General features: G+C 47.6%; 14 protein-coding genes. 6 read left to right on the forward strand and 8 right to left on the reverse strand.

Going from position 1 to position 13,902, the window contains the following annotated elements:
- Position 1 precedes the first annotated feature (1 nt).
- Both nagB and nagA read left to right on the forward strand, forming a co-directional pair.
- The gene (gene nagB / locus JOE49_RS25945; protein WP_160789215.1) at positions 2–733 is read left to right on the forward strand and encodes a glucosamine-6-phosphate deaminase; all 732 of its coding nucleotides are present in this window, start codon (positions 2–4) and stop codon (positions 731–733) included.
- Positions 730–1,950 (forward strand): N-acetylglucosamine-6-phosphate deacetylase, encoded by a 1,221-nt coding sequence (gene nagA, locus JOE49_RS25950; protein ID WP_209943486.1) that lies wholly within the window; start codon positions 730–732, stop codon positions 1,948–1,950. The genes nagB and nagA overlap by 4 nt, the downstream gene beginning before the upstream one ends.
- A 105-nt stretch (positions 1,951–2,055) precedes the next feature.
- Here nagA and JOE49_RS25955 read toward each other — a convergent pair whose 3' ends face one another.
- Positions 2,056–3,018 (reverse strand): YhcN/YlaJ family sporulation lipoprotein, encoded by a 963-nt coding sequence (locus JOE49_RS25955; RefSeq protein ID WP_028541499.1) that lies wholly within the window; start codon positions 3,016–3,018, stop codon positions 2,056–2,058.
- A gap of 195 nt (positions 3,019–3,213) precedes the next feature.
- On the opposite strand from JOE49_RS25955, the gene JOE49_RS25960 reads away from it, so the two are divergent.
- The gene (locus JOE49_RS25960) at positions 3,214–4,791 is read left to right on the forward strand and encodes an esterase/lipase family protein (RefSeq protein WP_209943488.1); all 1,578 of its coding nucleotides are present in this window, start codon (positions 3,214–3,216) and stop codon (positions 4,789–4,791) included.
- A 128-nt stretch (positions 4,792–4,919) separates the two neighbouring features.
- Here JOE49_RS25960 and JOE49_RS25965 read toward each other — a convergent pair whose 3' ends face one another.
- Genes JOE49_RS25965 through JOE49_RS25975 form a run of 3 tightly spaced genes read right to left on the reverse strand, consistent with a single transcriptional unit; the run spans position 4,920 to position 6,163 of the window.
- Positions 4,920–5,567 carry a hypothetical protein gene (locus tag JOE49_RS25965; RefSeq protein WP_209943490.1) on the reverse strand — a complete coding sequence of 216 codons (648 nt, stop codon included), beginning with the start codon at positions 5,565–5,567 and terminating at the stop codon, positions 4,920–4,922.
- 54 nt (positions 5,568–5,621) lie between these two features.
- Positions 5,622–5,864, reverse strand: a complete 243-nt coding sequence (locus JOE49_RS26755) for a helix-turn-helix domain-containing protein (RefSeq protein ID WP_209943492.1) — start codon at positions 5,862–5,864, stop codon at positions 5,622–5,624.
- Complete coding sequence (locus JOE49_RS25975) at positions 5,807–6,163, reverse strand: hypothetical protein (RefSeq protein ID WP_068941776.1); 357 nt, start codon at positions 6,161–6,163, stop codon at positions 5,807–5,809. The genes JOE49_RS26755 and JOE49_RS25975 overlap by 58 nt, the downstream gene beginning before the upstream one ends.
- 186 nt (positions 6,164–6,349) lie before the next feature.
- On the opposite strand from JOE49_RS25975, the gene JOE49_RS25980 reads away from it, so the two are divergent.
- Entirely contained in the window at positions 6,350–6,553 is a 204-nt protein-coding gene (locus JOE49_RS25980; protein WP_023990072.1) for a hypothetical protein, read from the forward strand.
- Positions 6,554–6,628: 75 nt separating this feature from the next.
- Here JOE49_RS25980 and JOE49_RS25985 read toward each other — a convergent pair whose 3' ends face one another.
- From JOE49_RS25985 to JOE49_RS26000, 4 genes are read right to left on the reverse strand one after another with little or no spacing between them, the layout of a single operon-like run.
- Entirely contained in the window at positions 6,629–7,567 is a 939-nt protein-coding gene (locus tag JOE49_RS25985; protein WP_023990073.1) for a DUF4340 domain-containing protein, read from the reverse strand.
- Positions 7,564–8,955, reverse strand: coding sequence for a GldG family protein (locus JOE49_RS25990; RefSeq protein WP_209943494.1), 1,392 nt, complete (start codon positions 8,953–8,955; stop codon positions 7,564–7,566). The genes JOE49_RS25985 and JOE49_RS25990 overlap by 4 nt, the downstream gene beginning before the upstream one ends.
- A 5-nt stretch (positions 8,956–8,960) precedes the next feature.
- The gene (locus tag JOE49_RS25995; RefSeq protein WP_209943496.1) at positions 8,961–9,683 is read right to left on the reverse strand and encodes an ABC transporter permease; all 723 of its coding nucleotides are present in this window, start codon (positions 9,681–9,683) and stop codon (positions 8,961–8,963) included.
- The gene (locus tag JOE49_RS26000; RefSeq protein ID WP_068941945.1) at positions 9,680–10,795 is read right to left on the reverse strand and encodes an ABC transporter ATP-binding protein; all 1,116 of its coding nucleotides are present in this window, start codon (positions 10,793–10,795) and stop codon (positions 9,680–9,682) included. The genes JOE49_RS25995 and JOE49_RS26000 overlap by 4 nt, the downstream gene beginning before the upstream one ends.
- A 437-nt stretch (positions 10,796–11,232) precedes the next feature.
- Here JOE49_RS26000 and JOE49_RS26760 point away from each other — a divergent pair, with 437 nt between their 5' ends.
- Positions 11,233–12,615, forward strand: a complete 1,383-nt coding sequence (locus tag JOE49_RS26760; RefSeq protein ID WP_209943498.1) for an NTTRR-F1 domain — start codon at positions 11,233–11,235, stop codon at positions 12,613–12,615.
- Between the two features lie 191 nt (positions 12,616–12,806).
- Positions 12,807–13,898 carry a glycosyltransferase gene (locus JOE49_RS26010; protein WP_209943500.1) on the forward strand — a complete coding sequence of 364 codons (1,092 nt, stop codon included), beginning with the start codon at positions 12,807–12,809 and terminating at the stop codon, positions 13,896–13,898.
- Positions 13,899–13,902: the final 4 nt, after the last annotated feature.

Genomic DNA, 13,902 nt, shown 5'->3' on the forward strand with positions numbered 1-13,902 from the left:
GATGAACATACGCATTTTGAACAGCCGTGAAGACCTGAACGCTACTGCCGCCGCTGTGATCGCCAGCTTGCTGCTATCCAAACCACAGGCCATGCTTGGCCTGGCCACCGGTAGTACGCCGATTGGCATTTACCAACATCTTGCAGATATGTACCGCAAGGGACAGGTCAGTTTTGCACGAGCCTATTCCGTGAATCTTGATGAGTATGTTGGTCTTCCCCCAGAACATCCGCAGAGCTATCGAAGCTTTATGAATGAGCACTTGTTCCAGCATATCGATATTCCCATATCCCATACACGTGTCCCTGACGGAAATGCACTGGATCTGGCAGCAGAATGTGCAGCGCACGAGCAGGCCATTTTGGACCATGGACCCGTGGATCTGCAATTGCTTGGCATTGGTCATAATGGTCATATCGGCTTTAACGAACCTGGTCACCGCTTGACTGGAGCCACACATGTTGTAGATTTGAAAGAAAGTACGCGCTCGGCGAATGCTCGATTTTTTGGCGATATAGATGCTGTACCCAGGCAAGCAGTTACGATGGGAGTAGGCACGATTCTTAAGGCGAAGCAAATTATACTGGTGGCTTTCGGTGCGGATAAGGCTGATATTATAAAGCAGGCTTTAACTGGACCCGTCACGACTGAGTGTCCGGCTTCTCTGCTGCAATGTCACCCTAACGTACTTATCTTACTGGATCAGAAAGCAGGAGGAGGATGGTTCAATTGAAGTCAAATGAAATGAGTGGTAACGTACCCCAGCTACTGTATGGGCAAGTTGTCGTTGGAAATGACATCATTGAAAAGGGGGTTGTCGTCATTGAGGGGCAATCCATTGTGTACGCTGGTTCAGAAGAGCATTTACCCGCCGATTGGACAGCGGTAGTCTTGGCAAATCAGGAAGAAACCGCCGCGAAAACCGCAAACATTGTGCGTTTGGAAGGAGGATATCTGCTACCAGGCTTTATTGATATTCATGTTCACGGCGGTAACGGTGAGGACTTTATGGACTCCAGTTCAAGGGTGCTGGATACGATCACCTCCTTTCACGGTTCACAAGGAACGACGGCTATGCTGGCTACCACCATGACCGCGCCCAAGGAACAGATTGACCGGGTATTGAGTGAAGTTCACGCATACATGGCACTACCTATGCCCTATGCTCAGTTGGAGGGCGTACATCTGGAAGGGCCGTTCATCAGTCCGAACTGGCCTGGAGCGCAAAACCCAGAACATATCGTGCCACCGAATCTCTCATGGGTGGCAGAATGGGAGCAGCGCTATCCAGGCCTTGTTCGCCAGCTCACGCTTGCGCCCGAACGGGAAGGAGCGCTGGAACTGATTGCATGGCTGCGTAGCCATGGCATTACCGCGGCTCTCGGTCATACGGATGCTACGTATGAAGAGGTTGAACAGGCAGCGACGGCGGGTCTGAATCATGCGGTGCATGCATTTAATGCTATGACTCCGCTGCATCATCGCAAGCCGGGAGCCGCCGGAGCCGTACTCGCTGATCCGCGCATTGAAGCAGAAATCATCGCGGACGGCATTCATGTCCATCCCGCCGCTATTTCCCTGCTCGCTAAGTTAAAGCAGGATCATAATCTCATTCTCATCACAGATGCCATGTCTGCTACTGGTCTGGAAGACGGTCATTATACGCTCGGCGATTTGCCGGTGATCGTGCAGGGCGGTGTAGCGCGACTGGAGGATGGGGTCACTTTGGCAGGAAGCACACTAACGATGATTGAAGGCTTCCGCTACTTGGTTCAACATGTGGGTATAAGTATTCCCGCGGCATCACAAATGGCCAGCCTGAATCCGGCTCGATCCTTGCACATTGCTGATCGTACAGGTTCGCTTGAAGCAGGTAAACAAGCAGACATCCTGTTACTGGATGGAGACTTAAAGCTGCAAGGCGTATGGATTAAAGGATTGCGCAAATAATTCAGTTATAGTTATCATTCCCCAAAACTAAAGAGCTATCCACCAGCGTATTCGCTGAGATGGATAGCTCTTTCTTTGGCATTGCACACACTTATAGGGTTTGAATTAGCGATGATTCATTGGCGCAGGCGTATGATTTTGTGGGCGTGTGGGTGCTGTATTTTCCATTGGACGGTTTGTACCAGCCGCCGGAGTCGGGAATACACGTTCAATCACATCCACCATTTCATTGCTCAAGCCTCTAATCGGATGACCATTTTGCACACTGTGTGTAAAGTCAGTGGCTTGTTTAACAAAGTCCGGGTTAGCGGATACATACACCTGTTCAATCGAAGGCGCAAATTGCTTCACTTTATTAGCGATACGGCTCTTGACTGCATCACTTGGTTCATATGCAGTTCTTGCTCCCTCGATGGTGGTGTTTCCGGTATTTGCGCGATTGTTGTCCGTCAAGCCACGCAACATACCGTACGAGCCTGTACCCATCGTACCGAATAAACCGTCATCACGACGCGCAGGTGTTCCATTCCCGGTTACTCCATTGTCTGTCATTCCAGGCGTTGTAGTATCCGTAGTACGGTTTCCTCTAGTACCATTAACGCCATTCACACTTGGTACATTCCCGTTACGTCCAATACTATTTGCACTTGGAGTACCGTCAACACTTGGAGCACCAACACCTGTTCCGTTGGCTTGGTCTTTCAAGGAAACGGCTACATAGGCATGCCGTTCACCGACCAGCACTGTCGCAGACTTTACATCCGGCATCTCGGATATACGTTTGGACAAATTGCGATCGACTTGCAGATTACGGACTGGATGTCCGGTTCGGTTGGCATTTTCATTCAATGCCATCCCGTCCATACCATTGGACTTAACCCCATAACGATTGACACCATCCATACCATAACGGTTCACACCATCCATATGATGTGTGCTTTGCGCGTTATAGCGTGTACTGTTCGTACGAACGTTATGATCGGCATTTCCGCACCCGGTCAAAGCAGCCATACTGGCGAGTAAAGCAGCAGAAATCGTAAAACTGATGACCTTCTTAGTTCCTGGCATGAACTCATCCTCCATACATTATAAAATGTGTGACGAGATTATCATGCGCTATGAATCATAGGGATATCCTGACTAAAAAATGACTAAAAAAATAAAATTTTAATGTAAATATGAAATACAATTGATGATTTACCACAAGATGGCATGTATAATAAGCTTGAAAAATACTTTATTTTACAAAGGAGGATTTTCAGTTTGAAAAAGATCACCGTTTTGATGCTCATTTTTTTGTTATCAGTTACTCTTGTCCCCGTTGGCGCTTTTGCAGGCTCCACTACACCCCAACCCCCGAAAGATCCCGCCGGAAGCTGGGCAGAAGGTCCACCACCTAATCGCGTTGATCCAGCCAAGCCCGCACTATTGTTCGTACATGGTTTGAACAGTAGCGCTGAAGTCTGGACCAAGAATGATAACGATATGCTTCAGCGCGCACGTGACGCCGGATACCAGACAGCCACCATTAATCTGTACGATACAAGTGGCACATCCCAAGATATGTGGGACAATGGTAAGCTTCTGGCCGACAAAATTAAGGTCATCAGCAATCACTTTGGAAAAAAGCTTATCGTCATCGCCCACAGCAAAGGTGGAGTGGATACTCAAACCGCTCTCGTATATAACGGAGCCGCTCCTTATGTACAACGTGTCATCACCCTCAGCAGTCCTCATCATGGTTCACAACTTGCAGATCTCGCCTACAGTAGCTGGGCCGGATGGCTGGCAGATATCGTCGGGTCACAAAATCCCGGTACCTCCACTTTACAAACATCTTATATGAAGTATTTCCGAACCAAGACCGATTCACTTAGTAATGCGACTACAGTTCCATTCTTCACATTTGCTGGTGATAACTGGTCTGGCGGCACTGCTTCCTACATACTGGGCGGACTTTACCTCTCCTCCTTTGGTAAGAATGATGGAGTGGTCACAGTCGACAACGCTAAGCTTCCCGGCGGACGTGTAGTTAAAGTCGGATCTTGGGATCATGCCAAGGTTCGCACTGGTTCTTACGTCTTCTCCCTGATCCAACCCTACCTCCAAGCGAACACTCCAGCATTGAATCAGGAAACTGAGGCACTTTCAGCATCTTCCCTGACTGCTTCTGCTCCACAATCCACCTATAGCGAGATCGATAATTCATATTTTATCCGAGGCGGCGATTATAATGGAAAAGCCTCAGAAACCCTCACTGTTGAAAATGGTGTAAAATCCATTGATCTGGACTGGATCAGCGATAAACGTGTGAGTAAACTGGAACTAACCAAGCCTGACGGTACTAGTGAAATTATTAATCTGAAAGCAGGCTATGATGACGATATTTTTGCTGGTGCCTGGCATCATAACGCCGTCATTCAAAATCCAAAACCGGGCACCTATAAACTGAACGTCACGGTTCCTGATAATGGAGCGTATCTCCTGATTGCACGTTACCAGGCTGTTCAAGTTCCTGAGCTGAAATATAATTTGAATGCAGTGGGCCCGAAGCTAAATTTGAAACCACAGGATTCCCCGAACAGCGTTACACAAGTCACCTACCAAGTTCAATATTATGGTGATCCGCAGCAAGGAGTCACTTCTGCATCCAAAGGTTTGACGGTACAGCAAAAAAACGTTAACCCTACCGGACAAATTGAGCTATCCAAAGCGGACAAGCCCGGCATCTATTCTGTAACCTATGAAATTAGCGGCACCACAGAGGCTGGATATCCGTACCGCCGCACAGCTGTTCAATCCATTTATATTGATGCTGACGGCAACAAGTATGTTGACTAAATAAATCTACAACCTAAAAAGCCTGCGAACCCCCATTATAGTTGGGGCGTTTGCAGGCTTTTTTTCATTACAAAACAGCTTGATAGAGATAGTACTTTGCAATCCATTCGTTGTGTTCAATCCGTTGTCTAATTTCTCTGCTTATGAAGCCAATAGTAGCGGTGTAAATCCATAATAAAATGAAAAAGAACACATGCCAGCATCGAGTATACACTTATCAATACTGTGGCAACTAATTGTTGTGTAGCGAATCCGAGGGAAACATTAGCTATCAGATAACCAGCCCCAGTAAATGTAGTGATAGTTACTACAGGTGTTCTCCTGTTTTTTTTCTTAACTTTTGGTTTCTTCTTATGATTTGAAGGATCTTTGAATTTCGCCAAATTATATTTTATAAAGGAATACAAGGCGACTCCATAAAGGGCAAAAGAACCTATAAAATACCATGAAGTATCCAGACCCAATATGCCATAAGCAAACTTTTGTGTCATGATCATGAAGCCAATAGAACAAACCAAACCAAATACACCACGGAATAAAATGTAATTCAACTGCAATTTGCGTGGCATGATGACCAGTACAAGGGCCCAAATGTTTATCATAACAATCGGTGGCAACAGTACATAAACGTAAACTGCAATGTATGGATTTCCCACTAAGGGGATAACTAGAAACAGATCTAACAGTAATGAAACAAGAATGATGACATTGGAACGAATACTGTTGACTGGGTACATCTTCATACTTTTTTCAAAAGAAGCCCTGTTATCACTCATAAACTTATAAGCCCTCCGTTAAATAAGTAAACCTACGGATAAGGATAGCCAAGGCTATATCCATTGTCCACTTTTTACTGTCTTTAACTCTTGTTGCAGTTCTTCTATAAAATCAGTCACAATGCTTTGGACAGCATCTTCACGGGACATACGAATATACCGACTGGTCTTTTGAATGTCTTCCTCGAACAATTGAAGTATCCTACACACGGCCTCCTGATCTCCACTTCGTACTAATTTTAGCAATTGGACGAACTCAGCATCCGAAATAACTCTTTGAGCATTTTCTTTTTCCATTTATTCACCGCCTGTTGGGATAGCTTTAACTCTTTTGCAATCTGTGCTTCGGTTTTGTCTAGTATGTAAAGGTCAAAGATGATCATTTTTCCGATCTCAGAAGATAGAGAGTTGATAAGCTGTAGTGTGTACATATTAGAGTTTGAAGATTCTGTAAAAGATGGGGCGCTGACGGCTTCGTTCTTTTCCATTACAAATTCATGATTGGTTTGTACCCGAGCACGATACTGGATTCTCCAGGCAATGCGGTACAGCTTCTTTCGATATTGTTCCACCAATGTTAGCTGAGACTTTTCCATTGTAAATCACCCTTTCTCTTTGGATTTGACTTTTTCTAAATCCTCATACTATAGGGTAATTTGCAAACCTATTTCACAACCAAAACAGAACATTTGTTCTTATTTATTATACTATTTTTACATGCAGTTGTATATGGTTCTTTTAATTTACCTTCCTTTATATATGGCTAAAAAGGAGGGAATACATTGCAAATGGATGATGCTCTTTCTCTGGTTACCAACGTAGGCTTTCCGGCTGGACTTTGTTTTATTTTGTTGCGGCACATCCTGCACACGATGGAAGAAAAGCTGGATAAGCTGGATCTCTCACTTCATGAGCTGATTCAGGTTATCCAAGATTTAAACGACAATAACAGCTCTTCTTCCAAAAGCAGCAAACCTGACGAATAACGAACACAAAGAAGCTCCAGACGACGATCATCCGCCGTTGGAGCCTCTTTGTGCAGCTAATTTAATTTCTAATGATTATTTTCCAGTCTGAGCTTGGTCGTGGCCATTCTGTTCAGTACGGTTCACGTCAGATACTGACAGACCATAAGCCCAGTTACTTTGTGGCGGCACAACCCATACGGTATCTGGATCATCGTTAAGCGTCCAGCCCTGATAGACCAGCTGGGAATCATCCTTACCCAGCGATATACTCAGCGTAAAGCGGTGAACAGGCTTGCTCAGCTCGGAGGCTTTGCGCAAGGCCTGACTGCTAGCCAGGTTTTTGATTTGCTGCGAGAGGGAAGTCGCCGTGTCATTGGCTACTGACTTTCCGTTCAGCGTCCAAGATGTGGAAGCACTGTCTCCGGTTCCGCTGTTACCGGAGGATTTGAGCATCCATGAAGAATTTTGGCCTTCCCACTCTATTCCGCTCAGCTTGGTATCGTCCCAATCGAACGGCGTTGTATCTATAAAATCATCAGCACCCAGCAACAACCCTGAAAGTGTATCTATAGGTACAGAAGCTATCTCTTTTTTGTCTGATAATACATAAACAGCATCTCCGGAAGGCAACGTTTCACCGAAGGCAAAGGTACGAACGTCGCCCTTCTTGGTCTTAATCTCAATCTGATCATGGGTAGCGCTGATCCCATATTTGGCTACGTCTGTAGGGGAAGATTCCACCACTTCACCCAACTTTACATTTTGAATCGCTGCTAGCCAATTGTCTATTGTATATTGGTTTAGCGGGTAAGTCCGTGGCTTGCTCATACTCCATTGACCATCATGTTGTTCAAGTTCCACCGACTTGCCGTCCTTTCCTGTGATCGCGAAAGACGTAATATTCTCTTGCGTAAGCTGAACCAGCTGGCGAGCCGCCGGCGCTTGTTCACGAAAGAAGTTTTGGCTCTTTGCATAGATTATACCCGCTCCCAATACAACTAACAGTAGCACTGTGGGTATCCATTTTCTCATGCTCTTCTTCGCCTCCACCATAATAAGATTCCGATGACCGCGAATAGCAACGGCAATCCGATGACAGATATGGTCAATATCGTTTTTGCTTGTGCAGGAGTCAAGTAAGCTACCTTATAATCCTGCTCCTGACGAGGACGAATGGTAAGCCCATCAGAATGTTCCTGCACATAATTCAGACTGTTCAGCACAAAGTCTCGATTGCCTCCTGTGTTGATCTCAGTGTCGCTTAAAAGGGCAGACGTTCCGAGAATAACGGCTTTGGGCTTGCCGTCTTTCCCTTCTACCGCATAACCGAGATTCAGCGGCCCCTGCGGGTCCTTGTCATCCTTCTGCGTTTCGTTGTTCAGCAGCCCTTGGATATTCGTTTCGCCATAGCTGGCTGCAGAAGATTTCATCAAAAGCGTCGTCTTCCAATCCTTCTGCTCTCCTGCCTGCAAAGCAATAGACAGTGAGAGAACCGGGTACAGATTGGAAGCCGCCAACTTGTCGGTGATAGCATGACTGCCGAAGGTAGGAACCGTCCATAGAGGTCCAAGTGTATTCGTCTGTTCCTGATCCACCACGATGGCATGAGTGTCCTTCACTCCATAATCAGCCGCTAATGCATCAAGGTTTTTCCAATCGGACCCCATGTTCGGGTGAAAGCCTAGTGCCATAAAAAGCTTTCCGCCATCATTCAGATACGTACGAATACTCTTCAGTTCCGTTGCACTGATATCACGTTCTGGTCCGACAATAGCCAATACAGACGCATCTTTGGGCACGCTCCCCGCCTGATTGAGCTGAACTTGCTCTGTTTTCACATTATCTTGTGACAGTGAGCTACTTAATTCAGTCATTTGGGACAATGGGATTTCCTCATGTCCAGTTAGAAAGGCTACTTTCCCTTGACGGGTAGATGATAATCCCAACAGTCCACTAGTCAGCTTTTCTTCCCCGGTAAATTGGTATGCCCCTTCGCCACTCCCCTGAGCTTGCGTAAATAGACTCCCAATATCTATAACCCGCTTCTTCTCCCCCTGCACCAACACAATAGACGCTGCAGTAACACCATATTGCTTGGCCAGTATCGGTTCCTGATTCAGATCGTATTGCTCGACCTTGAGCTTGTTGTTACGCTTGGCGTATTCATTCAGCATATCCGTAACATCCCGGTTCAGCTTCTGATTTTGTGAAGTGGATACGGTAAAAGCAATGAGCCGTACGTCTTCCTTTACACCCTGGATGGTCGTCAACGTTTGGTCAGACAGCGTATACTGCTTGCCTGCCGTCAGATCCAGTTGAAAGCCACCTAACGACCGCAGAAATAACGTCAATAAAATAAAAATCCCTACAGCAGCAATCGATAGTACCACACTATTGGTATGACCCAGCCATTTTTTCATATTCATTACCTCCACCGTTTCCGTTCAACCACTTGGATGCTGAATAGCAAAAAGAGCACCGCCACCGTCACGTAGTACATCACATCGGCTCCATTCAGCAATCCTTTGGTGAAACTGTCAAACCGTGCGGTTAGTGAAAAAGGTTCCAGCCATTGCTGTACCGCCGCAGATGCACCCGTCTGTCCACCAAACGAATCCAGCATCCAGAACACAAGTAAAATAATAAAACTGACGACCGCCGACATCATCTGATGCTGTGAAAGCGTCGAAGCGAATAAGCCGATCGCCATCATGGCTGCGCCAAGCATGAACAGACCGATCACAGATGTTAATACCAGCGTCCAATCCAGCTTCCCATAAAAGGACATCACGACCGGATACGCTAGACTGCACAGCACCAATATGAGCAACATGCCCAACGACGCCAAAAATTTACCCACGATCATTTCCGTCACACTCACAGGTGAGGTAAGCAGCAGTTCATCTGTACCTTGCCTGAATTCCTCCGCAATCAGCCTCATCGTGAGCAATGGGACGACGAACACCAGCATGGACAAGGTGTCACCGAGTACCAGCCGATAGTCCAGAATGCTAGGCTGATACATAACAAAATTTGTGTAAAAAAGTAACCCCGTCAGCAGCATGTACACTGCAAGCGCAAAATACGTCGTTGGTGTCCACAGATAGGCTTGCAGCTCTTTTTGACAGACCGCGAACAAACGCCTCATGACCGATTACCTCCTGTATCCTTATCTTTTTCAGCCTTATCGTCGCTGAACGCAGCTTCTCCATGCTCCACCGTGATGGCCGTAGGTGCTGCAGTATCCGAGGAATGTAGGTCTTGTACTGCTGGATCGCTGACCTGACCTTCTTCCGTCTCGCGGGTCGTTAACTGCTGGAAGATATTTTCCAAGCTAAGGTTTTCTTTTTTCATCTCCAAAATTGGAAGCTTCGCATCAGACAGCACATAAAATAGTTCTTCGCGAAAATCCTCACCGGAGGCTCCTGTGAGTAGCAATCCGGTCATATCTGGCTCTGCGGCAGTCAGATTCGTGTTCGCTGGAGGCAGCGTGGTCGCCATAGATTCAACCTCTACTTTTCCCCAAGTACGCAGGACATCCAGCACCTGTTCACGCTTGCCTTTAACCTCCACCTTCACCTTGAATCCATCTTCCATCGAACCGCCGAGCGCGTCAGGGCGCCCATCCATGACCAGTTTCCCTTCATGGATGATGAGAACACGATTGCACAAAGCATCCACCTCAGGCAATATATGCGTACTTAGCAATACCGTATGATTTTCGCCAATCTCCTGAATGAGCTGACGAATCTCCAAAATCTGATTGGGGTCCAAACCTGAGGTCGGTTCATCCAGTACCAATAAATCCGGGTTATGAATAATCGCACCTGCCAGTCCCAAGCGCTGTTTATACCCTTTGGACAAACTGCGGACTAATTGTTTTTCCCGCCCATTCAGTCCTAGCCTGGAAATCATCTCCGAAATACGCAGCTTCTGCTCTCTCGCAGGCACGTCCCGAATACTAGCTACAAACTTTAAATAGGATCTTACGGACATATCCTCATACAAAGGGGGAGTCTCCGGCAGATAACCGATTTTGGAACGGGCCTGTCTGCCCTTATCCTGAATCGGGATACCATCAATCGTAATCACTCCCTCGTTGGGCTGAAGATACCCTGTAATCATGCGCATCGTCGTCGTTTTACCCGCACCATTCGGCCCCAGGAAACCAACAATTTCACCGCGCTGCATTTCAAAATCCAACTTATGTACGCCCCGGTTGCCCTCATACCACTTGCTCACCTGCTGCACTTTGAGCACATGTTCCACCCTTTCTTTTATCGTAATCTTCTCCCTGCTGCTCCCCTACTTCCCTCCCACCTAAAATGTTGCATGAGTAGCGGGTAGCAGCGAAGCGGAGGATTTGAAGCTGGAGAAGCGCCAGCGTTCGCCTTTGCTGTAGGATTCTTACCTTTATATATCTTATCTAATCAAAGAAGAATCCTACAGCAACAGCGATCGGAAGCTCAAAGCCTTCGCGGAGCGGTCTCCCCGCACTTCATGCTACACTTTTAAATTCTAATGATAATCCCCCACATATAACTCCAGCTTAACGTCACTTAAATAGAAGCTTAAAATAATGTGTCTGAAATGTGAACACAAAAATACACATCTGCCCTCGGAAACTTGTACGGTTCGCTAGGATATGGATTCGCATCTACTATCATTACAACGTGTGAAGGGAGTGTATAAAAGCGATGAGTGTATTGTTTACCAATCTAGTTTCTAACGGCGACTTCGAGATCGGATCAACCCTTTTTTGGAGCTCTGTCAATGTGACTGTCACTAACTTATCTGTAAAAAAGACAAACTTTTATAGTGCGATCCTGGCAGGAGGCGCAGTAGATGCATCTCTTTCCCAGGTCGTTTTTGCTGCACCAGGCGAAAGCTATACATTAAGCCTTTCAGCTGCAAAAGTAGGAAGCCTGTCCAGTCCTCAAGTTAACATATTTCTGTATTACTATGACGCAGCCTTTAGCTTCCTTGGCACGGGGCTAACTACCTATTTGAGCTCAGGCACATTGCCAGACGCTGTGAACGGAACATGGCAAAGCCTATATGAAGTAACAGCTCCTGTTCCAGCCAACGCAGCCTATGCCTTTTTGGTTATTAGTAAAAATGCCTTGGCTAACACTGCTGATGTAGCCATTGATTCTATTGCTCTTGTTAAAGCAAGTGCAGCTGGAGCTGTAGGACCAGCCGGACCTGTCGGGCCCACGGGAGCCACGGGGGACACAGGTGCTACCGGACCTTTCGGACCTACTGGTGCCACGGGGGACACTGGTGTTACTGGACCTGTCGGACCTACAGGCGCTACGGGCGACACTGGTGTTACTGGACCTGTCGGACCTACAGGCGCTACGGGTGACACTGGTGCTACCGGACCTGTCGGGCCTACGGGCGCTACGGGTGACACTGGTGTTACTGGACCTGTCGGACCTACAGGCGCTACGGGCGACACTGGTGTTACTGGACCTGTCGGACCTACTGGCGCCACGGGGGACACTGGCGTTACCGGATCTATCGGGCCTACTGGCGCTACAGGCGACACTGGCGTTACCGGACCTGTCGGGCCTACGGGAGCCACGGGGGACACAGGTGCTACCGGACCTGTCGGACCTACTGGTGCCACGGGGGACACTGGTGTTACCGGACCTGCTGGACCAATCGGACCGATCGGGCCTATTGGCGAAACAGGCGCTACTGGACCTGTCGGACCTACGGGCGACACGGGACCTACAGGGCCGACTGGACCTACCGGACCATTCGGCCTTGGATTTACCGGACCTGTCGGACCTACAGGAGCCACGGGTGATACAGGTGCTACCGGACCTGCTGGACCTACTGGTGCCACGGGCGACATTGGCGTTACCGGATCTATCGGGCCTACTGGCGCTACAGGCGACACTGGCGTTACCGGACCTGTCGGGCCTACTGGCGCCACGGGGGACACTGGTGTTACTGGACCTACAGGGCCGACTGGACCGATTGGACCAACAGGAGACACAGGCCCAGAAGGACCGATTGGACCTACCGGACCTACAGGGCCGACTGGACCTACGGGGCCTACCGGACTCTAACCTCCTTTTTCTGTCACATCATTTTTAAGCGATGTACCATACCTTATCGACAAAGCCGCAAAGCATGTTAAGGCTTTGTCATCCATGCCCTGCCGCGATTGCGGCAGGGCTTCTATAAATCAGACCTCTTTTAAATCCAACTTTATGTTTGATCGGAATCCTTAAATGGTTCCCAAAGGAGTGATGCTCAATTGATCAGTATCAGCCTGTGCATGATCGTCAAAAATGATCAACATACCATTGGCCGTTGCCTGGAATCGGTCCATCATATTGTGGATGAGATCAATATCGTGGACACAGGTTCACAGGATCGGACCATTGACATATGTCGCAACTTTACAGATCGAATTTTTCCATTTGAATGGGTAGATCATTTTGCCCTTGCACGTAACTATTCGTTTGAGCAAGCTACGCAGGAGTACATTCTCTGGCTTGATGCCGATGATATTTTGAAGGAGCAGGATGCCGTCAAGCTGCTTGAGCTGAAGCAAACCCTTGATTCCTCAGCCGTACCAACCGTCGATTCCGTGTCTATGAATTATCATTATGGCTTTGATGATCATGGCAATGTCACCCTACATTTTCGCCGAAACCGCTTGATCAGAAGGTCAGCCGGGTTCCGTTGGCATGGAGCCGTGCATGAGTACCTCGCCGTTGACGGGAATATTCAACATGCCGATATCGCCATAACTCACACTAGAACACACACGGCCTCTCCAGGGCGAAACCTGCGAATTTATGAGAAGTTGCTCGCCCAAGGTCATGCCTTCTCTCCTCGTGACCTCTACTATTACGCTAACGAGTTAAGAGATAATGAAAGATATGAGCAGGCCGTGCAGGCTTACCGGAATTTTCTGGATACCGGACAATTCTGGGTAGAGGATGCGATTAGTGCATGTAGCAAAATGGCCGACTGCCTGCAACAACTGGGCAAGCTGGAGCAAAGTATTACCGCGGCTCTCCATAGTTTGACCTTCGATACACCCAGGGCAGATCTATGCTGTCGGATAGGTCATTATTTTTTGCATAAAAATGAGATCACCAAAGCTATTTATTGGTACGACATGGCTACCACTCTCAATCCTCCCGACACGATGGGCCCAGTACAGGACGCGTACCAAACGTGGTTTCCTCATATCCAGCTATGCATTTGCCATTTTCGGCTGAAGGATTACACACGTGCGAATTGGCACAACGAGCAAGCTGCCACGTATATTCCCAACGACCCGCATGTCCTGCATAATCGACAATTTTTCAGCTCAATCCTGAATCCTCCCCAATAGAGAT

It is taken from the genome of Paenibacillus sp. PvR133 (assembly GCF_017833155.1).
GTDB lineage: Bacteria > Bacillota > Bacilli > Paenibacillales > Paenibacillaceae > Paenibacillus > Paenibacillus polymyxa_B.